The sequence below is a fragment of the Brevundimonas staleyi genome (assembly GCF_041893865.1).
Lineage (GTDB): Bacteria > Pseudomonadota > Alphaproteobacteria > Caulobacterales > Caulobacteraceae > Brevundimonas > Brevundimonas staleyi.
The window spans coordinates 2,274,046-2,294,830 of the sequence record NZ_CP169082.1; the positions used below are offsets into that span (position 1 = coordinate 2,274,046).

Consider the following 20,785-nt stretch of genomic DNA (forward strand, 5'->3'; position numbering starts at 1 on the left):
GCATTGTTCTGAAGGCGATTCTCCCATGCTGACGCGCAAGCAGCACGAGCTCCTGATGTTCATCCACGAACGGATCAAGGAGACCGGCGTCTCCCCCTCGTTCGACGAGATGAAGGAGGCGCTGGATCTGGCGTCCAAGTCGGGCATCCACCGGCTCATCACGGCGCTGGAGGAACGCGGCTTCATCCGCCGCCTCGCCCATCGCGCCCGCGCGCTGGAGGTGGTGAAGCTGCCGGAACAGGCGACGACCGGCCCCGTTCGCGGTCGGGCCGGCTTCACGCCCGCCGTCATCGAGGGCGGCGGCCGTTCCGCCCCGGCTTCGGAGCCCGCCAACGACACCCGCGAACTGACCCTGGTCGGCAAGATCGCCGCCGGCGTGCCCATCGCGGCGCTGGAGGGCGACAACGGCCGCTACCATGTGCCCGAGACCATGCTGGGCGCAGGCGAACACTACATGCTGGAGATCGAGGGCGACTCGATGATCGAGGCCGGCATCCTGAACGGCGACCTGGTGGTCATCAAACGCGTCGACACCGCCTCCTCCGGGGAAATCGTCGTGGCCCTGGTGGAAGGCGAGGAAGCCACCCTCAAACGCCTGCGCAAGAAGGGTAACTCGGTCGCCCTGGAGCCGGCAAACCGCAACTACGAGACCAAGATCTACGGCGCCGATCAGGTCGATGTGCAGGGCAAGCTGGTCGGCCTCATCCGCCAATATCACTGAACGACACCGTCACCCTCGGGCTTGTCCCGAGGGCCCATTTGCCTGCTGCACGGCTCTGAAGAGCCGGTCACGGCTTGCTCGGACACGCGGCCCCTCCGCGCGCTGAACTATGGATCCTCGGGACAAGCCCGAGGATGACGGAGATGGGGTGAGACGGGTCTCAATAGGCCTCGGCATCGGGATCGCCGATGCGGCTCCACGGCCGATCGCCGCGCACATCGGCAGCCCACACCGCACGCCAGCCCTGCTCGGTGCGCCACAGCTCGACCGAACCGCCCCGCGCATAGTCCACGCCGTCCAGCACCAGCCGCCCCTCGCAGGCCGGCGGTAGGCTCGCCACTGCCGCCCTCACGCTGACCAGCGGGGCAGACTCGCACAGCGCCGCCAACTGCTCCGCATCGGGCGCCCGCCTGCCCCACCACAGGGCGACCGGGCCTGATTCCGGGCCCACCGGCGCACAGCTCGACCGAGCGCAGGCCCAGCCCTCCTCCGACCTCGCCTCCAGCGTCAGGCCCCGCCGCCGCGACCACAGGTCCGCCGCGAACTGCCGAACACCCGGCCGCACCACCACGGCCTCGCCCTCCCGGCTGAACGCCGCATTGGTCCCGCCGTCGCCGATCCAGACCGTCGGCGTCGGCGCTCTCGGCCAAATCAGGACCGCACACGCGAACGGCAGCCCGAGCCACCGCAAGCGCCCCTGCCACAGACACAGGAACAGCACGCCGAGAAAGGCGATCGGCAGGACATAGTCCGGCGCGCTCGCCACCGTCTTCACCGCCCCCGGCAACCCCGCCGTCCAGTGGCCGATCGCCAGCATCAGATCCACGCCCTTGCCCGCCACCCAGAGGAAGGGTGCGCCCAGTCCCAGCGGCTCGAGCAGCGCCCCCAAGGCCAGCGCCGGCATCATCAGGAAGTCCGCGATGGGCGAGGTCGTCAGATTGGCGACCAGCCCATAGACCGCCGCCCGATTGAAATGCTGGATCGCGAACGGACCCGTCGCCGCCCCCGCCACCAGACTGGCCGTCACCGCCACCGTCAGCCAGTGCCCGGCCGACTGCACCATCCGGATCGGCCAGGGTACGGAAATCTCCCGCGTCCTCGGCGGCCACGCCTCCGACAGGGCCACCAGAGCCGCCGTCGCCGCGAACGACATCTGGAACCCCGGCGTCACGATCGCTTCCGGCTGCAGCACCAGTACGATCATCGCCGCCACCGCCAAGGCGTGCATGGTAATCGCGGGCCGATCCAGCAGGATCGCCACAAAGGCCACCGACGCCGTTATCGCCGCTCGTTGCGCCGGCGCAGGCCCTCCCGACAGGATCAGATAGCTCCACACCGCGACCAGCCCCGCGACCGCCGCGATCTTCTTTCCCGACACCCTCAGCGCCAGCCACGACCAGGCCGCCACCAGCAACCGCACCAGGAAGAAGGCGAAGCCGCCGACGATGGCCATGTGCAGGCCCGAGATCGACAGGATGTGCGCCAACCCGGAATCCCGCATGGCGTCCAGATCCTCGCGCCCGATCCAGGTCTCGTGCCCCGTCGTCATGGCCGCGGCGATCCCGCCGGTTCGCGTGCCCAGCCGATCCACGATCCGCTGCGCCAGCGCGAAGCGCGCCCCGTCGACCGCCATCGCCAGCCTGAGTCGCCACGGCGGCGGCGCGAGAGACGCCTGTCGGGTCTCGCCGAGCGCGAAGGCCGTCCCTCCCAGCCCCTGAAAATAGGCGTTCCGACCAAAGTCGTAGGCGCCCGGACTGGCCGGTGGCGGGGGCGGATTGAGGATGGCGAAGAGGCGGATCGCCTCGCCCGGCTTCGGCGGCTCGCCCCGCACCGTGGCCCTCAACCGAATGGGCGTCGCCTCCGGTTCCAGCCCCCTGATCCGCACCGGCGCGACCACGATCCGATGGCCCCGGTCGCCGGGACTGTCGACATCGACGACCCAGCCTTCGACCACGGTCGGCTCCGCCATAGCTGGGGCGATTGGCGCTGAAACCCTGTCGGCGCGGAGTTTCGCTCCCGCCAGCCCCAGAAACAGACAGGCGACCAGCATCAGCGGCAAGGTCACGGCTCGCTCCCCCACGATCCGCTTCGCCGCCAGCCAGATCGCCGTCGCCACGACCGCCGCCAGGGCCAGCGGCCACAGCGGCGGCTCGGACCTCAGCGCGAAATAGATCGCCGCCCCGCCGCCGAACGCCACCGGCGCCCACAGCCGCCAGCGCAGGCTCTGAGCCAGCACCTCGTCCCGCGCCCAGTCACGAAGCCGCGTCCACGGGGTGGGCTTTGCCGCATCGGGGGGTATAAGGGCGGCCCGTTCGGACCCCTTCGCTATGCCCGCAGATTCCTCCCCCCAGGTCGTCACCCGTTTTGCCCCCTCGCCCACCGGCTACCTCCACATCGGAGGCGCGAGAACGGCGCTGTTCAACTACCTATACGCGAAGGGGCGTGGCGGGAAATTCCTCGTTCGGATCGAGGACACCGACCGCGAGCGTTCGACCGACGACGCGGTGAAGGCCATCTTCGACGGCCTGAGCTGGCTGGAGCTGTTCGCCGACGAGGAGCCGGTCTTCCAGTTCAGCCGCGCCGACCGCCATCGCGAGGTCGTGGACCAGTTGCTGGAACGTGGCGCCGCCTATCGCGACTTCACCCCGGCCGAAGAGACCGCCCGCCTGCGCGACGAGGCCAAGGCCGAGAAGCGCACCTTCGAATCGCCCTGGCGCGACCGCGAGCCGACGGTCGATGATCTGTCTCAGCCGCACGTCGTCCGCTTCCGTCGCCCCCTGCCCGGCCGTGTCGTCGTGCCGGATGCCGTCCAGGGCGAGGTCAGCTGGGACGCTGGCGATCTGGACGACCTGGTCCTGCTGCGGTCAGACGGAGCCCCGACCTACAATCTTGCCGTCGTCGTCGACGACCACGACATGGGGGTGACCCACGTCATTCGCGGCGACGACCACCTGAACAACGCCGCGCGTCAGTCGCTGATCTACGATGCGCTGGAGTGGACCCGCCCGGTCTTCGCCCACATCCCCCTGATCCACGGCCCCGACGGCGCCAAGTTGTCGAAGCGACATGGGGCCCAGGCCGTGCATGAGTATGCCGAGATGGGCTATCTGCCCGAGGCCATGCGCAACTATCTGGCTCGCCTCGGTTGGGCCCATGGCGACGACGAACTGTTCGGCGACGAACAGGCCAAGGCCTGGTTCGACCTGGACGGCGTCGGCAAGGCGCCGGCCCGCCTCGACTTCGACAAGCTGGCCCACGTCAACTCGCACTGGCTGCGTCTGGCCGCCGACGAGCGTCTGGCCGGACTGACGCTGGACGCCCATCTGGCCAAGGGCGCGACGCTGAACGAAGGCGACGAGGCCAAACTCCAGCAAGCCATGCCCTTCGTGAAGGACCGGGCCAAGACCCTGCTGGAACTGGCCGATCAGACGGCCTTCGTGCTGAAATCCCGTCCGCTGGAGTTGGACGAAAAGGCCCGCACGCTTCTGTCCGGAGAGACCGCCGACCGCATCGGCCGCGTCCGCGATCGCCTCAACCTGTTTGGCAGCTGGGACGTCTTCGCCCTTGAAGCGGAACTGAAAGCCTTCGCCGAAGAGGAAGGCGTCGGCTTCGGAAAGATCGGCCCGCCGATGCGCGCCGCCCTGACCGGCGGTGCCGCCTCGCCCGATATCGCCCGCACCTTGTCCGCTTTGGGGCGAGAAGAAGCGCTTGGGCGCTTGGATGATGCGCTGCAACACACTAAGTGAACAACCATAACAAATCGGGGTCCGGGTTTCTCCCGTCCGGACAGAACACGAAAGCAAGGGCGCCTATGACTGAAGCTTCGAAACCCACCGCCACGGCAACCCTGACCCTCGGCGACAAGACCGTCGATCTGCCGGTCCTGTCCGGCTCCACCGGTCCGGACGTCATCGACATCCGCAAGCTGTACGGCGCAACCGACGCCTTCACCTTCGATCCCGGTTTCACCTCGACGGCGGCGTGCGAAAGCGCCCTGACCTTCATCGACGGCGACGAAGGCATCCTGCTGCACCGCGGCTATCCGATCGACCAGTTGGCCTCGCAATCGAACTTCGTCGAGGTCTGCCACCTCCTGCTGCACGGCGAACTGCCGACCGCCGCCGAGTACGAGGCGTTCGAAAACTCGATCACCATGCACACCATGCTGCACTCGCAGTTCGATCGCTTCTTCGAGGGCTTCCGTCGCGACGCCCACCCGATGGCGATCATGGTCGGCACGGTCGGCGCCCTGTCGGCCTTCTACCACGACAGCCTGGACATCCATGATCCGGTCCAGCGCAACATCTCGGCCATCCGCCTGATCGCCAAGATGCCGACGATCGCGGCCCGCGCGTACAAATATCACGTCGGCCAGCCCTTCGTTTCGCCGCGCAACGACCTGTCGTACGCCGAGAACTTCCTGCGCATGTGCTTCGCCGTCCCGGCCGAGGACTACAAGGTCGATCCGGCCCTGGTCCGCGCCATGGACCGCATCTTCACCCTGCACGCCGACCACGAGCAGAACGCCTCGACCTCGACCGTCCGTCTGGCCGGTTCTTCGGGCGCCAACCCGTTCGCCTGTATCGCCGCCGGCATCGCCTGCCTGTGGGGCCCGTCGCACGGCGGCGCCAACGAAGAGGCGCTGACGATGCTGAAAGAGATCGGCACCCCGGACAAGATCCCGGAGTTCATCCAGGGCGTGAAGGACCGCAAATACAAGCTGATGGGCTTCGGCCACCGGGTCTACAAGAACTACGACCCGCGCGCGAAGGTCATGCAGCAGTCGGCCTACGAAGTGCTGGCCGCCACGGGCCGCGAGAACGATCCGCTGTTCCTGGTCGCCAAGGAGCTGGAGAAGGTCGCCCTGAACGACGAATACTTCACCTCGCGCAAGCTGTTCCCGAACGTCGACTTCTACTCGGGCATCACCCTGTCGGCGATGGGCTTCCCGACCTCGATGTTCACCGTCCTGTTCGCCCTGGCCCGCACCGTGGGCTGGATCGCCCAGTGGCAGGAAATGATGGCCGATCCGTCGCAGAAGATCGGTCGCCCGCGCCAGCTCTATACCGGCCCGACGCAACGCGATTACGTGCCGATCCAGAGCCGGGGCTGATCTCTTCGATCACCACGAAACGCCGGGGCCTTCGGGCTCCGGCGTTTTTGTTTGCGCGCGATGGGCCTTCAGCGCGTCCTGTTTCGGGCTGTCGCCATAGAGGCGGCGATAGTCCCGGCTGAACTGGGACACGCTCTCATAGCCGAGCGCGAAGGCCGCCGTGCCCGCCGCCTCGCCTTCGTCCCGCATCAGGCGGCGCGCCTCGATCAGCCGTAGACGCTTCTGATACTGGCCGGGCGTGAGGGAGGTCATGCGTTTGAAATGGGCGTGGAAGCCGGTCAGGCTCATCCCCGCCTCGGAGGCCAACCGTTCGACCGGGATGCGCTCGCGGAACTCCGCCCTCAGCACCGCCACAGCCCGCGCCAACCGCCCGGCATACCCCTCGGGCGCGGCGAGCTCTCTCAGCGCCGCCCCATGCCGTCCGGCCAGCAACCAGTAGTGCAGTTCCCTCCGGATCAGGGGCGCAAGCAGAGGCGCCGCCTCCGGGCGGTCCAGCAGGGCCATCAGCCGCCGGGCGCAGTCCAGCATGGAGGCGTCCGTGTCCTCCGCGAACAGGGCGCCGACCCTCGACGATGACGGCGCGGCGTCCAAGGCCAGCTCACGCAACAGGCCGATGTCGAGTTCCACCGCGATGGCCAGATAGGGGTCGTCCGCCGTCGCCTCGACCACCCGGCCGACGACAGGCATGTCGGCGCCGACGATGACCGACTGTCCGGCGCGGAACACGGCCGCCTCCGCGCCCACGGTCATATGCTTGGCGCCTTGCAGGATGAGGCCCGACGGAACGTCACCGTCAACGCCGTCGCGCCGGGCGTGGTCAACACCACCCTCTTCACCGACGGCAAAACGCCCCAGATGATCGCCGGCTTCGTCGAGCGCACGCCCCTGGGACGTCTTGGCGAGCCCGAGGACATCGCCGAGACCATCGCCGCCCTGTGCGGGCCCGAGGGCGCCTGGATCAACGGTCAGACCGTCTTCGCCAACGGCGGCATCGTCTGACGGCGCCCGTGTCCGGACATGATCCCCGCGTGTCCGGACACGTCTCCGCTGGCGTGATGAAGAGGCCGGTGCTGTCATGCGGCCATGACCCAGCCGCCCGAAACCCCTTCGACGCCGTCCGCCCGCGCCGAGATCGTCGACACGGTCCGCACCATCGCCGTCGGCATCACCGCCGCCGTCCTGATCCAAAGTGTGGCCTATCAGCCCTTCACCATCCCCTCGGCATCGATGGAGCCGGGGCTTCTGGTCGGCGACTATCTGGTGGTGTCCAAGTCCGCCTATGGGTGGAGCCGGGCGTCCCTGCCCTTCAACCCGCCCCTGCCGTCCGGACGGCTGTTCGAACGCCTTCCGAAGCGCGGCGACGTCGTCGTCTTCCGTCGCCCCAGCACGCCGCAGGAGACCTGGATCAAGCGGGTCATCGGCCTGCCCGGCGACCGGGTCGAGGTCGTCGGCGGACAGGTCATCGTCAACGGCGCCGCCCTGCCTCAGCGCGCGCTGGGTCCGGGTCTCGATCCCGACCAGCCCGGCCGCCCCGTGGAACAGGTCGAGGAGCGTCAGGCGGACGGCCGCACCTACATCACCTTCGACGGCGGTCAGGGGCTGGAAGGCGACAATCGTCCGGCCCAGATCGTGCCCCAGGGTCAGTTGTTCGTCATGGGCGACAACCGCGACAACTCCCTGGACAGCCGCTGGTCGCCGGATGTCGGGGTGGGCCTGCTGCCCGTCACCAACGTCATCGGCAAGGCGGAGGTCGTCGTCGCCTCATGGAAGCCGGGCGCTGCACTGTGGAAGCCCTGGACCTGGTTCAACCTGCGCTCGGGCCGGTTGTTCCGGCCGATCGACTAGGTCCAGTCGACATCTACGAGTTTCCCGTCCACCCCAGCCTTCGCTGAAGTCCGCGGATGAAGCCGATGGCGGAGTTGGCAAAGCATCCCCGGAATCCGCCAACGATTCCAACGCCCCGATCTTCTGAAAGCCCTTTTCCTTAACGCCCCTCGAAACGGCCCCATACTGATCCGTTCACAGGAGGCGCGCGTCATGAGGCCATGGACGATCCGAACGCTTCGGACTCTTCGGACGCTTCGGACGGTGTTTTGGAGTCCGGATACTCAGATCAGCCGTCACACCCGTGCACCCCAGCGAAGGCTGGGGTGCACGGGTGAAAATGTCGCCTGAAAGGCGGCTGAATGTCGATTGAACCTAGCGGGCCTTGAACTCGGCGAAGGTGACGACGCCGTCGTGGTTGGCGTCCATCTGATCGAAGGCCGCGCGCGATCCCGGCAGGGCCTCGGCGATCGCAGGCGCCGCGAGCGCGCCGATCAACAGTCCGGCCATGGCCGCCGCGAGAGCCTGCCACGGCTTCGCAGACCGTTTCGGCCGAACGACCGGCGCCTCAATCAGGCCGCGCACGACCTCGCTGGCGGTGACGCCTTCCGATCGGCAGCGGGCCATGAAGGCCAGCTTCTCGGCATTCGACAGCCGGATCTCCAGCGTCTCGCTCTTCTTCGGCGGTCGGGGCGTGGTCATGGCGTCACCAGGGATCGAACGCCCTTAGCCTAGCGCCGCCGTCGCTGCCGATCCAGTCACACCAGCCGGAGGTCCCTGAACCGCTCGGCCAGGTCGTCCAGATCGCGGTGCATGTGGGCGACCCCGATGGCCACGGCGCCCAGGGCCATGTCGTCGCTGTCCACCGCCGCCGTCAGGGCCAGGGTGGAATCGACCGGCCCCAGCGGCTCCACCGCCTGTCCCGCCGCCAGCCGTTCCAGCCGTTCGGCCGCCCGCTCGGCGTCCAGCGACCAGGGCTTTAGCCGCTCGGCCGCGCCTTCACCCTGAAACCCTCGGCCCAGGATGACGATGTCGCTGCGGACCCGCCAGAAGGCGCGGGCCAGGGCGGCGCGGTCCGCCGTCTCACGCTGCACGCCCGGCAGATCGACCACGGCCTTGGCCGCGTCGCCCAGCTTGTCGAGCCGCTTCTTCAGGTCGGTATGTCGCCGCGAAACCTCGGCCGCGTCGCTCACGTCGCCCTTGGCCACAAGACGCAGCAACATGGCCGCCTCGCCCGCCGTTTCCCGCGCCTGAAATTGAAAGGCGTGGCGGGCATGGCGCGGGAACAGGGCCAGGATGGCGACCACCCCGACCGCGCTGCCGACCAGGATTTCGAACAGGCGATCCACGGCCAGCTGCGCCGGTCCTTCCGTCCCCGTGCCGCCGGCGATGACGATGGCGGCGGTGACCGGCGCGATCTTCAGCCAGGGCCGACCGGCGCCCAGGAAAGCAAGGGCCGCCGTGGAGGCCGCGATGGCCAGCGCCATCCACTCCATGCCCGGCGGCCTGACAAACGCCACGGCCGCCCCGACGAAGGCCCCGCTGAGCGTCCCGATGGCGCGGTCCCTCGCGACGGTCAGGACATCGCCGCCCAGACTGGCCTGGATCACGACGATGGCCGAGATCACGCTCCAGTAGGGATACGGCAGTTTCAGCGCCGTCGCCAGATACAGCGCCGCCATGGCGCCCACGGCCATCTGAAGGGCCGCCCGGACCTCCGCCGCGCGCCTCGGGCTGAGGGCGCGGACGACGCTCACCGGGCCTTGCCCGCGATGACCTTCAGGACGGCGTCGGCGGCCAGTTCGGAGGGATCGCCCCCGCCCCGGCCCATCAGATCCAGAGCCGCCGTCTGGCGCGCGCTCTGGACCTCACGCGCCGCCGGATCGTCCAGCAACCGCCCGACCTCGGCGACGACCTTCTCGGGCGTCGCATCGGCCTGGATCAGTTCGCGCGCGATCTCTTCGTCGGCGGCATGGTTGAACAGGGTCGCGTACTTGCCGGTGAAGAAAGGCTTCATGATCGCATAGCTGAGCGGCGCGAAGCGGTAGCCGATGACCATGGGGGCGCCGGCCAGGGCCAGCTCCGTCGAGACCGTGCCGCTGGTCGCCAGGGCCACGGTCGCCGCCTTCATGGCCGCGTATTTGTCGGCCTCGGAAATGACGTGCGCGCGGAACGGCCAGGCGGCGACACGGGCCGTGACGTCGTCCGCCACGGTGCCTGCGACAGCCACCACGACCTCCAGCGCCGGCCGTTCGGCCTTCAGTTGTTTGACCGCCGCCTCATAAACGGGCGTCATCAGTTTGATTTCGCTGGGACGGCTGCCCGGAAGGACCAGCAGCACAGGCGCGTCGAGCGCGATGCCCCGCGTGCCGCGGAAGGCGGCCGGATCGGCCCCGCTCATATCGACATGCAGGGCCTGCGACCCGACCACGGTCGTCGCCAGCCCCTCGCGCTCGAACCACGGCGCGTCGAAGGCGTAGAGGGCCAGAAGGTGATCGACCGCATGCGCCAAGGTCTTCGCCCGCCCCGGTCGCGAGGCCCAGACCTGCGGTCCGACGTATTTGATCAACGGCACGTCCGGCAGAACCTCTCGGATCGCCTTGGCCACCCGGATGGTGAAGCCCCAGCTGTCGATCAGGACGACCGCATCCGGCTTTTCCCGCACCGCCACGGCCACGGTGTCGGCGACGCGCGCCTTGACCCGGCCGTAGGCGCGCAGGCCCTCCAGCCAGCCCAGGATCGACAGCTCGGCGATGTCGAACGGGCTTTGGACGCCCTCGTCCGCCATCTTGGGCCCGCCTACGCCGACGAAGGCGACGCTGGGTTGCCGCTCCCGCAGCGCCTTCGCCAGACCCGCGCCCAGCGCATCGCCCGACGCCTCGGCGGCCACCAGCATGATCTTCATCGCCGGTCCTCGCCCCAGACGAACAGGCCCAGTCGGTCCGCCGCCTCGATGATCGCCTTGCGGTCGATCAGGATCAGATGGCCGGCGATCCCGCCCACGCCCGCCAGACCAGCGGCGGCGGCGTTCTCCACCGTCCGCGCCCCCATCACCGGCATGTCGACCCGAAGGTCCTGGATCGGCTTGGGCGCCTTGCCGAGCGCGCCCTTCAACGCCCCGGTCGCGCCGCGCAGATCGGCGGGCAGGCTGGCGACCCGATGCAGCATGGCATCCGTGCCCTCTTGGGCCTCGACGGCCAGCACAAGACCGTCGCAGACGACCGCGCCCTGACCGATGTCGAGTTCGCCTGCCTTTTCCGCCACACGCAGCGCCTTCCTGAGATCGGAGAGCTGTTCCTCCGTCGGCGTGACGCGGCCCAGCGCCCCGACCGGCAGGGTCTCGCCGCCCAGGATGTCGTCGGCGCCCTCGATGGCGTAGCCTTCGGCCTCGAACACCGACAGTATCTTCCGTAGCAGGGCGTCGTCGCCCTTGGTCGCCGCCGCGATGATCCCCGGCAGCACCATCGCACCCTTGAGATCGGGCTTCAGCGCCTTGAAATCCGGACGGTTCACGGTGCCCGCGAAACAGACGGCGGTGCAGCCCTCGGCCTTCAAGGCCGCCAGCACCTTGCCGATCTCGGCCATGCCCGCCTCGATATGCGGATAGCGGACCAGATGCGGGTCGGCGAAACTGGCCAGCCGCACCACGAACAGCGGACGCCCCTCGACCTCGCACCGCGCCGCAATAGCCAATGGCAGGTCGCCGCCACCCGCGATCAGGCCCAGCTTGCCCGGCATCACTCGCCCGGCAGGCACAGGGGCCGTTTGCCGTCCTCGCGAATGAAGGCTACGATCTCCATGATCTCAGGCAGGTCGGCGTAGCCCGCCTCGACCGCGTCCAGCCGGTCGGCGAACACGCCCTCGCCCTCGAACAGGTCGCGATAGGCGGCCAGCAGGCGGCGCACGGCGTCCTTGCCGTAGCCTTTCCGCTTCAGTCCGATCAGGTTCAGCCCGTGGAGCCTCGCATGGTTGCCCCAGGCCGAGCCGTAGGGAATGACGTCGCGCGTCACGGCCGCCAGACCGCCGACGATGGCGCCCTGCCCCACCCGGCCGTTCTGGTGGACGGCGCAGAGGCCGCCCAGGAAGACCTTGTCCCCGATCCGCGCATGACCGCCCAGGGTCGCGTTGTTGGCCATGACCACATTGTCGCCGACGACCGCATCGTGGCCGACGTGGGCGCCCGTCATGAACAGGCTGTTGGAGCCGACGCGCGTGACGCCAGAACCCTGGGGCGTGCCCCGGTTGAAGGTCGAATGCTCGCGGATCGAATTGTCCGAACCGATCTCCAGCCGAACCGTTTCGCCCTTGTAGCCGTTGTGCTGGGGATCGCCGCCGATGACGGCGAAGGGATGGATGACCGTTCGCGCCCCGACCGTCGTGTCCTGCTGCACCACCACATGGCTGACCAGGGTGACGTCCGCGTTCAGCACCACGCCCGGCCCAACCGTGGACCAGGGGCCGATGACGACGCCGTCGCCGATCACGGCGTCCGGGTGGACCATGGCGGTGGGGTGGATGCTCACGACGCGGGCTGGTCCACGGTCACGACCATGGCCATGAACTCGGCCTCGGCGGCCAGTTTGCCGTCGATGAAGGTCTCGCCCCGGAACTTGTAGGCGTCGCCGCGGGCGCGGGTGACGATGACGTTCATGCGCAGCTGATCGCCCGGCCGCGCGGGCTTCCGGAAGCGGACCCCGTCGATGGACATGAACATGATGACCTTGTCCGCCACCGCCACGTCCATCGTCTTGGACATCAGCAGGGCGCCCGTCTGGGCCATGGCCTCGACGATCAGCACGCCCGGCATGACCGGATCGATCGGGAAGTGGCCGGGGAAGAAGGGCTCGTTGTGCGTGACGTTCTTGATGCCCGTGATCGAGGTCCCGGGCACGAAGGCCTCAGCCTTGTCCACCAGCAGGAAGGGATAGCGGTGGGGCAGTCGGCGCATGACCTCGGCGTAGTCGATGGTCACGTTCGCTTCGGTTTCGCCTGCCTCAGTCATCCGTCCGCTTTCCTTTTCTGGAGGCCTGTTTGGACACCCAGACGGTCTCGCGCAAGAACTGACGGATCGGCTTGGCCGGATAGCCGGACCAGGTCTCACCCGCCGGAACATCGCCCAGCACACCGCCGCCGGCCGCCACGCGGGCCCCGACGCCGATCTTGAAGTGGTCCCCGACACCGGCCTGACCGCCGAACATGACGCCGTCGCCGACCGTCACGGAGCCCGAAATGCCCGTCTGGCCCGCGATCAGGACGTTCCGCCCGATGACGCAGTTGTGGGCGATCATCACAAGATTATCGACCTTCGTATTCTCGCCGATGACCGTGTCGTCGAACGCCCCGCGATCCACGCAGGTGTTGGCGCCCAGGGTCACATTGTCCTGCACGATCACCCGGCCGAGTTGGGGCACGTCGACCGCGCCGTTGGCTCCGCCGGCCGCGCCGAACCCGGCCTCGCCCAGCCGCGCCCCGGCGTAGATCTTCACCCGATCGCCGATCAGAGAGAAGCGGATGGTGACGTTCGGTCCGATGTCGCAGTCACGGCCGATCTGCACGCCCGGCCCGATGACGGTGTTGGCGCCGATCCGTGTGCCGTGCCCGATGCGTGCGCCCTGACCCAGCACCACGCCCGGCTCGATGGTCACGGTCTCGTCTTCGCAGACCTCGGTCGTCGTCGCGCCGATCAGTCCGACGGGCCGGTGCAGGGCTGCGGACACGGCGGCCCAGGCGGCCTGCGGCGTGCGCGAGACGATGACGGCCGCGCCCGTCGGCGCCGCGTCCACGGCCTCCTTCGGCACGATCACGCAGCCGGCCGAGGTCGCCTTCAGCGCCTCCAGGAACTTCTTGTCGCCCAGAAACGCCACCGCATCGCCGGCTGCGGTCGCCAGAGGGGCGACGCGGGCGAAGCGGACCTCCGAAGAGCGAACGACCTCGCCGCCCGTCAGGGCCGCGAGGTCGTCGACGCCGAGCGGGCTCAGCGTATCGAAGAAGCGGGCGTCGGGCGTCAGGCCCTCAGCCATTACTGAGCCGCTTGGGCCGGAACCGGCAGGCGGTTGAAGCTCAGGGTCGGCAGGGCGGTGTTCAGGCGCTGGATGACCGTATCGGTGACGTCCATGGCCGGATTCAGGATGAAGACGCTCTCACGGTCGATCAGGATGCCGCAGCCGCGCTCCTGATAGACGGCGACCAGGATCGGCTCGACGGCGGCCGAGATCAGGCGGCGCTGTTCCGACAGGGTGTAGCGCAGTTCGTCCTGGCGGGTCTGCTCCAGGGTCTGGGCTTCCTGGATGCGGGCTTGCAGGGCCGTGCGGCGCGAGCCGTCGGCGTCAGCGGCCTGACCGCCCTGTTGCAGGGCCGTGATCTCGGTCTGGATCGAAGTGGCGTAGGGAGCCAGCTCGCCCTGAACCTCGGTCGCCAGCTGCTCCATGCGCGTCTGGACAGCCTGACCGGCGGTCGAGGTCGCCAGCAGGCGCTGGTTGAAATAGACGCAGACGCCCGGAATGTTCGGACCGGGGTTCTGCGGGCCTTGGGTTTGGGCGACGGCGGTCGAGGCGACCAGCGAGACCAGGGCGAAAGCGCCGATAGCGAGGAGTTTCATAGGTAACCTTTTTGGGTCAACGGACCCGGGCTTAGAACTGGGTGGAGGTCGAAAAGCGGAAGGTTTCGGTTCGGTCGTACTCTGCTTCGCTCAGAATCTGGCTGAAATCGAACCGGATCGGACCCATCGGCGATTTCCAGTGAACGCTGAGACCCGCAGAGGCGCGCAACGCCAGGTCGTCCACGATCGTCGTGTCCTGCAGGCCGTTCGATCCCAGGGTGTAGCGGTTGTCCAGAACGCCCAGGGTGCCGACGTCGGCGAACAGCGAGGTCTTGATGCCGTACTGCTCCGGCAGGCCGTTCGGAACGGTCAGTTCGACACTGCCGACGGCATAGAAGTTGCCGCCGAGCGAGTCGTTCGTCGCCAGGTCGCGCGGACCCATGCCGGCGTTCGCGAAGCCGCGGAAGCTGTTGCCGCCCTTGAAGAAGCGGTCGTTGATGCGGACCGAATCGCCGCTCCAACCCGACACATAGCCGGTGGAGCCTGAAACGCTGACGATCCATCTGGGCGTGATGCCGTAGTAGAAGGTCGTGTCCAGCTCGGTCTTCACATAGTTCACGTCCCCGCCGACGCCGGCGAAGTCCTGACGCAGCGAGCCGGTCCAGCCGCGCGTGGGACGGACCGGGTCGTTCCGGCGATCCACAAGCAGCGTGTAGCCGACCGAGGAGTTCAGCGAGGAGCCGACCTGTTCGCACAGGGCCGAAGAGCCCGCGCCGGTCACGCCACAGTAGCCGAACGGCACGATGATTTCGTCGTCCTTGATGAAATAGCGCATCTGCAGACGGCTGTAGCCGTTCAGCGGGAAGCCCAGACGCACGCCCGCGCCGGTCGAGCGGTAGTCGAACGACGACGCCCGCTGGAAGTTGTAGCGCGAGTGGAACAGGTCGAAGCCGGCGCCGATGTCACGGCCCAGGAAGCGAGGCTCGGTGAAGCGGAAGTCGATCTGCTGACGCAGCGAGCCCCACTCCACGCGGGCGACAACGTTCTGGCCGCGACCACGGAAGTTCCGCTCCGAGATGCCCAGATTGATCACGAAGCTGTCGACCGAGCTGAAGCCGGCGCCGACGGACAGTTCGCCCGTGGGCTGTTCCTCGACGGAGACGTTGACGATCGAACGGTCGGGCGCGGAGCCGCGCGTCTCGTCGATCTTCACATCCTTGAAGAAGCCCAGGGCCCGCAGATTGTTGCGCGAACGTTCCAGCAGGGTGCGGTTGAAGGCGTCGCCCTCGGTCACCATCAGCTCGCGACGGATGACCGGGTCGATGGTGCGGGTGTTGCCGACGACGTTGATGCGATCGACGTAGACGCGCTGGCCCTCGGACACGTTGAACGTGACGTCGACCGTGTCCGTCTCCGGGTTCGGCCGATACGTCGGGTTGATGTCGACGAAGGCGTAACCGGCCGAGCCTGCCGCGAAGGTCAGGGCGTCGACCGAGCTCTCGATCTTGTCGCTCTCGTAGAGGTCGCCCGCGCGGATCGGCAGGAGCATCTTCAGGAAGTCGGCGTTCAGACGGTCGTTCTGGGTGACGACGTTGATCTCGCCGAAATTGTAGCGATCGCCCTCGTCCAGCGTCAGGGTCATGGCGAAGGCGCTGTCGTCCGGTTTCAGCTCGGCCACGGCCGAGGTGATGCGGAAGTCGTAATAGCCCCGGTTCGTATAGAATTTCCGCAGCTGCTCGCGGTCGTAATCCAGACGACCCGGGTCGTAGTTGTCGTTCTTGGTGAACAGCCGCCACCAGCGCGACTGCTTGGTCACCATGACCTCGCGCAGTTCGCCGTCCGAGAAGGCGCTGTTGCCCAGGAAGGTGATGGACTGGACGCCGGTCTCCGGGCCTTCGTCGATCTCGAAGACGACGTCGACGCGATTCTGCTCCAGCTGGACCAGCTTGGGCGTCACGGTCGCCGAAATGCGGCCCGACAGGCGGTACAGCTCGATGATCTTGCCCACATCCTCCTGGATCCGGGCGCGCGTGTAGATGCCGCGCGGCGAGATGGTGACTTCCTTGCGGAGCTTGTCCTCGCTGATCGCGCCGTTCCCCTCGAACACCACCTGGTTGATGATGGGGTTCTCGACGATGCGGACGACCAGGTCGCCGTTGGGCTGCAGGCCGATCTGCACGTCAGCGAACAGCTGGGTGCGGTCCAGGGTGCGGATGGCGACGTCCAGGACGACCGGATCGATCGTGTCCCCCGGCTGGATCGGCAAATAGGACAGGACGGTGGTCTGGTCGATCCGCTGGTTGCCTTGCACCAGGATGCGGTTGACCACGCCGGTTTCCGCGGGCGCGGCGACCGGCGCCTGTTGCTGCGCGGGCGCGGCGGGAGCCGGCTGGGCGGCGGCCGGCGCGGTCTGGGCCAGGGCCGGCGTCCCCGCGACAAGCGCCAAAAGGCTGGCCGTGGCCGCGCAGGTCCTGCGCAGGTTGCGGTCACCCGTATTCGTAGCGGCGCGGAGGTCGTTCAGGATCATGCGGGAAACCATCGGGGGCTGGCGTCGGCTCAACTGACGAGCCCGCCGAGGAATTTGAACAGGTTCAACTTCTGCAGGTCGTTCCAGGTGGCGAACAACATCAAACCTGCGAGCAAAGCAAGACCGACCCGGTACCCGGCCTCCTGAACAGCGGCGGCAACGGGTTTCTTCGCCACAGCTTCGTAGGCGTAGAAGACCAGATGTCCGCCATCCAGAACCGGGATGGGCAGGAGGTTTAGAAAGCCGATTCCGATCGAAAGTATGGCGGCGAAGCTCGTCAGCGTCAGCAGAAGGTTCAACACCGTGGCCATCGGATCGGGATTGGCGGCCACGGCGGCCGTGGTCAGGGCGCCGGACGCCTTGGCGATCCCTAGGGGGCCGCTCAGTTGATCGCCCGATTCACGGCCGGTGAAGATGCGGCCCAGATAGGTCAGGGTCGTGCCCAGAATGTCGCCCGTCTCCTGAATACCCCGTCCGACGGCCTGGATGGGGTTGTAGCGGACGTGACGCGTCTCGGAGACCGCGGAGGCCAGGCCCAGGCCGATGCGGCCCACACTGACCCGCCCGGCGATGGGATCGGTCTCAGTCCGGCGTATGGGCGTGGCGACCAGTTCGATCTCCGCCCCGCCCCGCTCGACCGTGAATCGCACCGGATCGCCGGCCGACAGGCTGACCTTGCGCGTCACCTCCCCGGCGTCGGCGATGATCCGGCCGTCGATGGCCGTGATCAGATCGCCCGGCTGGAACCCTGCCGCGGCGGCCGGAGAGCCCGCCCCGACCTCGGCGACCCGCGCGGGGCGCAATTCCACGCCCACCAGCGAGAACAACAGGGTGAAGATGAAGATGGCCAGGATGAAGTTGGCGACCGGCCCTGCGGCGACGATCAGCATCCGCTGCCACACCGGCTTGAAATGGAAATAGTCGCGCTCGGCCCCGACGCCGTCGCGAGCGATGATTTCGGACTTCAGCGCATCCAGGCCCCGGCTGTCCGGCACGCTCGACGCATCCATGTCGCCCGAGAATTTCACATAGCCGCCCAGCGGCATCCAGCCGACGCGCCACTCGATCCCGTCCTTGTCGGTCCGGCTGTAGAGGGCCTTGCCGAAGCCGATGGCGAACCGGTCGACCTTCACGCCAAAGGCGCGGGCGACCCAAAAGTGGCCCAGTTCGTGGATGGTGACGATCACCGTCAGCACCAGAAGGAACGGCACGACGTAGATCAGGGCCTGTCCCAGCGTGTTCAGCATGCCGTCTCCGTTCCCACCCAGCCGAAGGGCTCAGGCGGCGAGCGCCAGATCCCCGACGATTTCGACCGCCACCCGACGGGCGCGCGCATCGAGCGCGAGCGCACCGGCGCAGGCATCGTCAAAGTCGGCGTCCGCCCCCATCTTCGTCATCCGATCAAGGGTTTCGGCGACGACTGCGGCAATATTGAGAAAGGCCAGACGTCGGTCAAGGAAGGCGATGGCGGCCACCTCATTGGCGGCGTTGAAGACGGTCGGCGCCCCCCTGCCCGCCTCCAGCGCTTCGCGCGCCAGCCGGAGCGACGGGAATCGCTCGATGTCGGGCGCCTCGAACGTCAGACGGCCCAGCGCGGCCAGGTCCAGCTTCGGCGCGGGCCAGGCCATCCGGTCGGGCCAGGCCAGGGCGCAGGCGATGGGCGTCTTCATGTCCGGCGGCCCCATCTGGGCCAGGGTCGAGCCGTCGATGAACTCCACCAGACTGTGGATGATCGATTCCGGGTGGACGACCACGTCGATCTTCGCCGCCGGCATGTCGAACAGATAGGCGGCCTCGATCATCTCCAGGCCCTTGTTGGCCATGGTGGCGCTGTCGACCGAGATCTTGGCCCCCATGCTCCAGTTCGGATGGGCCACGGCTTGTTCCGGCGTCATGGCGGCCATCTCGGCGCGCGTCCTGTTGCGGAACGGCCCGCCAGACGCCGTCAGGATCAGCTTCGACACCCGCTCGGGCGCCTCGGCCGGGAAGACCTGGAAGATGGCGGAGTGTTCGGAATCGACCGGGATCAACCGCCCGCCGCTGGCCTTGACCCGTTCGATCAGGGCCGAGCCGCAGCAGACCAGGCTCTCCTTGTTGGCCAGGGCCAGGGTCGCGCCGGTCGCAGCGGCGGCCCAGGCGGATTTCAGCCCCGCCGCTCCGACGATGGAGGCCATGACCAGATCGCTCGGGCGGGTCGCTGCCTCGACGATGGCCGCCTCTCCCGCCGCCGCGTCGATGCCGGTCCCGGCCAGTGCGGCTCTGAGCGCCTCAAGCCTGTTCGGATCGGCCGTCACCGCGACGGCGGGACGCCAGCGCCTCGCCTGCTCGGCCAGTCGTTCGATGTTCTGGCCGCCGGTCAGGGCCGTGACCTCGAAAGATCCCGTCCCCGCCGCCTCCGCCTGTTCCATCAGGTCCAGCGTCGAAGCGCCCACCGATCCGGTGGAGCCGAGCACGGTCACGCGACGCCGGATCACGCGCCGCCGCCGAAATAGTGCCAGAGGGTGCGGCCGATGGCGACGATGACGATGGCGAACATCAGCCCGTCCACCCGGTCCATCAGCCCGCCATGACCGGGAATCAGATTGCCCGCGTCCTTGACCCCGAAGCGACGCTTAAGCGCCGATTCCCACAGGTCGCCCGCCATGGTCGCCAGGGCGGCGCAGAAGCCCAAGAGGGCGCTCCATTCCAGGGAGGCGATGCCGGTCTCCGGCAAGGCGGCCATAGCGCCCCCCGCGATCGTGCCGGCGATCAGGCCGCCGATGAAGCCGGACCATGTCTTGTTGGGCGAATAGCGCGGCCAGAGCTTCGGCCCGCCCACGGCGCTGCCGACCAGGAAGGCCACAATGTCGGACGCCCACGCCACCACGAAGGCGAGGGTCACCCAATAGAAGCCGACGGCCGTGTTCCCGTCCCTCAGCCAGATCAGCAAAAGCGCCGGCCAGCCCAGATAGAGGACGCCGTAGGCCGCATCGACGCCCGACTGTTTTCGCGCCCGCGCGAACACGCCCGCTGCGGCGGCCCCGAAGACCAGCACCACCAGGCTGAACGACAGGGCGTCGGTCGGGTTGGACAGAAGGGTCGCAACAAGAGCCAGGGCGACCGCGGCGGCGATGGCCTTCCAGTCCTTCGGCGCGCTCATCCGGGCCCATTCCATGGACAGGACGACACAGGCGATCAGAAGGACGCCGACGATCCACGGGTCGCCCAGCCAGACGGCGAACAGGGCGGCCGGGGCCAGCACCAGGGCCGAGGCCGCGCGCAGGCCCATGTCGCGCACCTTGAACGCCATCAGCCGGTCGCGAGGGCGGGCTCGACCGCGATCGCTCCGAACCGCCGGTCCCGTTGCTGGTACTGGCGCACCGCATCGGCCAGGGCCTCATGGCCGTAGTCGGGCCACAGCACGTTCTGATAGACAAGCTCGGCATAGGCCGCTTCCCACAGGAGGAAGTTCGACAGTCTCTGCTCGCCCGAGGTCCGCACGATCAGATCCACCGGCGGTCCGCCCTCCGTGGACAGACCCAGCCCCAGCGAGGCCTCGTCCAGCGGCCCGCTCGCCTGGCCCGCCAGCAGCCGGTCCACATAGGCCTGGGCCGCATCGACGATGTCCGCCCGGCCGCCGTAGTTGAAGGCGACCTGCAGCAGGAAGCGGGTGTTGTGCGCCGTCGACCGCTCGGCGCGCTCGATGATCGCAGCGATGTCCGCGGGCAGGCCTGTCCGGCGACCCAGCACGCGCACCCGCACGCCGTTCTTTTCCAACCGGTTCAGATCGCTAGCCACATAAGACCGGACCAGACCCATCAGGTCGGAGACCTCTTCCGCCGGACGCCGCCAGTTCTCGGTCGAGAAACCGAACACCGTCAGGCATTCGATGCCGAAGTCGGGCGCGGCCTGAACCGTGCGTTTCAGCGCCTGGACGCCCTCGCGATGGCCCATGGCCCGGGGCAGACCGCGAGCCTGCGCCCAGCGACCGTTGCCGTCCATGATCAGTGCGACGTGCCTGGGACCCGCTTCGGGGGTAGGCGCGCCGCCGGTGGGGGCCGTCATTCGTGTCCGTCCTGTCGA

The 20,785-nt window shown here is 68.2% G+C and carries 20 protein-coding genes; 5 read left to right on the top strand and 15 right to left on the bottom strand.

All coding sequences use genetic code 11. The annotated features are described in order from the left end of the window. Positions 1-25 precede the first annotated feature (25 nt). Positions 26-721 (top strand): transcriptional repressor LexA, encoded by a 696-nt coding sequence (lexA, locus tag ACETK8_RS11550; protein ID WP_374036077.1) that lies wholly within the window; start codon positions 26-28, stop codon positions 719-721. Between the two features lie 160 nt (positions 722-881). Here the strand turns inward: lexA and ACETK8_RS11555 are convergent, their stop codons facing one another. Continuing rightward, entirely contained in the window at positions 882-2,957 is a 2,076-nt protein-coding gene (locus ACETK8_RS11555) for a ComEC/Rec2 family competence protein (RefSeq protein WP_374036078.1), read from the bottom strand. A 91-nt stretch (positions 2,958-3,048) separates the two neighbouring features. Here ACETK8_RS11555 and gltX point away from each other — a divergent pair, with 91 nt between their 5' ends. Together gltX and gltA are read left to right on the top strand one after the other, a co-directional pair. Continuing rightward, positions 3,049-4,467, top strand: a complete 1,419-nt coding sequence (gene gltX, locus ACETK8_RS11560; protein ID WP_374036079.1) for a glutamate--tRNA ligase — start codon at positions 3,049-3,051, stop codon at positions 4,465-4,467. Positions 4,468-4,532: 65 nt separating this feature from the next. Beyond that, positions 4,533-5,834: a citrate synthase gene (gene gltA / locus ACETK8_RS11565; protein ID WP_374036080.1), complete on the top strand. Its 1,302-nt coding sequence runs from the start codon at positions 4,533-4,535 to the stop codon at positions 5,832-5,834. A gap of 9 nt (positions 5,835-5,843) precedes the next feature. On the opposite strand, the gene ACETK8_RS11570 is transcribed toward gltA, so the two are convergent. Further along, the gene (locus tag ACETK8_RS11570) at positions 5,844-6,584 is read right to left on the bottom strand and encodes an AraC family transcriptional regulator (RefSeq protein WP_374036081.1); all 741 of its coding nucleotides are present in this window, start codon (positions 6,582-6,584) and stop codon (positions 5,844-5,846) included. A gap of 12 nt (positions 6,585-6,596) precedes the next feature. Here ACETK8_RS11570 and ACETK8_RS11575 point away from each other — a divergent pair, with 12 nt between their 5' ends. Both ACETK8_RS11575 and lepB read left to right on the top strand, forming a co-directional pair. Beyond that, positions 6,597-6,833: an SDR family oxidoreductase gene (locus tag ACETK8_RS11575; RefSeq protein WP_374036082.1), complete on the top strand. Its 237-nt coding sequence runs from the start codon at positions 6,597-6,599 to the stop codon at positions 6,831-6,833. An 84-nt stretch (positions 6,834-6,917) separates the two neighbouring features. Next, complete coding sequence (lepB, locus tag ACETK8_RS11580) at positions 6,918-7,679, top strand: signal peptidase I (protein WP_374036083.1); 762 nt, start codon at positions 6,918-6,920, stop codon at positions 7,677-7,679. A 354-nt stretch (positions 7,680-8,033) separates the two neighbouring features. Here the strand turns inward: lepB and ACETK8_RS11585 are convergent, their stop codons facing one another. The 13 genes from ACETK8_RS11585 to uppS are packed head-to-tail and all read right to left on the bottom strand — an operon-like array spanning position 8,034 to position 20,767. Then, positions 8,034-8,360, bottom strand: coding sequence for an EF-hand domain-containing protein (locus ACETK8_RS11585; RefSeq protein ID WP_374036084.1), 327 nt, complete (start codon positions 8,358-8,360; stop codon positions 8,034-8,036). A gap of 56 nt (positions 8,361-8,416) precedes the next feature. Continuing rightward, the gene (locus ACETK8_RS11590) at positions 8,417-9,415 is read right to left on the bottom strand and encodes an FUSC family protein (protein WP_374036085.1); all 999 of its coding nucleotides are present in this window, start codon (positions 9,413-9,415) and stop codon (positions 8,417-8,419) included. Next, complete coding sequence (gene lpxB, locus ACETK8_RS11595) at positions 9,412-10,563, bottom strand: lipid-A-disaccharide synthase (protein WP_374036086.1); 1,152 nt, start codon at positions 10,561-10,563, stop codon at positions 9,412-9,414. The genes ACETK8_RS11590 and lpxB overlap by 4 nt, the downstream gene beginning before the upstream one ends. Then, positions 10,560-11,396 carry a UDP-2,3-diacylglucosamine diphosphatase gene (gene lpxI, locus ACETK8_RS11600; protein WP_374036087.1) on the bottom strand — a complete coding sequence of 279 codons (837 nt, stop codon included), beginning with the start codon at positions 11,394-11,396 and terminating at the stop codon, positions 10,560-10,562. The genes lpxB and lpxI overlap by 4 nt, the downstream gene beginning before the upstream one ends. After that, positions 11,396-12,181 carry an acyl-ACP--UDP-N-acetylglucosamine O-acyltransferase gene (gene lpxA, locus ACETK8_RS11605; protein WP_374036088.1) on the bottom strand — a complete coding sequence of 262 codons (786 nt, stop codon included), beginning with the start codon at positions 12,179-12,181 and terminating at the stop codon, positions 11,396-11,398. The genes lpxI and lpxA overlap by 1 nt, the downstream gene beginning before the upstream one ends. Continuing rightward, a complete protein-coding gene (fabZ, locus tag ACETK8_RS11610; RefSeq protein WP_374036089.1) occupies positions 12,178-12,660 on the bottom strand; it encodes a 3-hydroxyacyl-ACP dehydratase FabZ in 483 nt (160 codons plus the stop codon). The genes lpxA and fabZ overlap by 4 nt, the downstream gene beginning before the upstream one ends. Continuing rightward, positions 12,653-13,678 (bottom strand): UDP-3-O-(3-hydroxymyristoyl)glucosamine N-acyltransferase, encoded by a 1,026-nt coding sequence (lpxD, locus tag ACETK8_RS11615; RefSeq protein ID WP_374036090.1) that lies wholly within the window; start codon positions 13,676-13,678, stop codon positions 12,653-12,655. Before lpxD ends, fabZ begins: the two co-directional genes overlap by 8 nt. After that, positions 13,678-14,256, bottom strand: a complete 579-nt coding sequence (locus tag ACETK8_RS11620) for an OmpH family outer membrane protein (RefSeq protein ID WP_374036091.1) — start codon at positions 14,254-14,256, stop codon at positions 13,678-13,680. The genes lpxD and ACETK8_RS11620 overlap by 1 nt, the downstream gene beginning before the upstream one ends. Positions 14,257-14,287: 31 nt before the next feature. Further along, positions 14,288-16,723 (bottom strand): outer membrane protein assembly factor BamA, encoded by a 2,436-nt coding sequence (bamA, locus tag ACETK8_RS11625; RefSeq protein ID WP_374036092.1) that lies wholly within the window; start codon positions 16,721-16,723, stop codon positions 14,288-14,290. A 29-nt stretch (positions 16,724-16,752) separates the two neighbouring features. After that, positions 16,753-17,970, bottom strand: a complete 1,218-nt coding sequence (locus tag ACETK8_RS11630; protein WP_374036093.1) for a M50 family metallopeptidase — start codon at positions 17,968-17,970, stop codon at positions 16,753-16,755. Positions 17,971-18,000: 30 nt separating this feature from the next. Beyond that, a complete protein-coding gene (gene dxr, locus ACETK8_RS11635) occupies positions 18,001-19,197 on the bottom strand; it encodes a 1-deoxy-D-xylulose-5-phosphate reductoisomerase (protein WP_374036094.1) in 1,197 nt (398 codons plus the stop codon). After that, complete coding sequence (locus ACETK8_RS11640; protein ID WP_374036095.1) at positions 19,194-20,012, bottom strand: phosphatidate cytidylyltransferase; 819 nt, start codon at positions 20,010-20,012, stop codon at positions 19,194-19,196. Before ACETK8_RS11640 ends, dxr begins: the two co-directional genes overlap by 4 nt. After that, entirely contained in the window at positions 20,012-20,767 is a 756-nt protein-coding gene (gene uppS, locus ACETK8_RS11645; protein WP_374036096.1) for a polyprenyl diphosphate synthase, read from the bottom strand. Before uppS ends, ACETK8_RS11640 begins: the two co-directional genes overlap by 1 nt. Positions 20,768-20,785 lie beyond the last annotated feature (18 nt).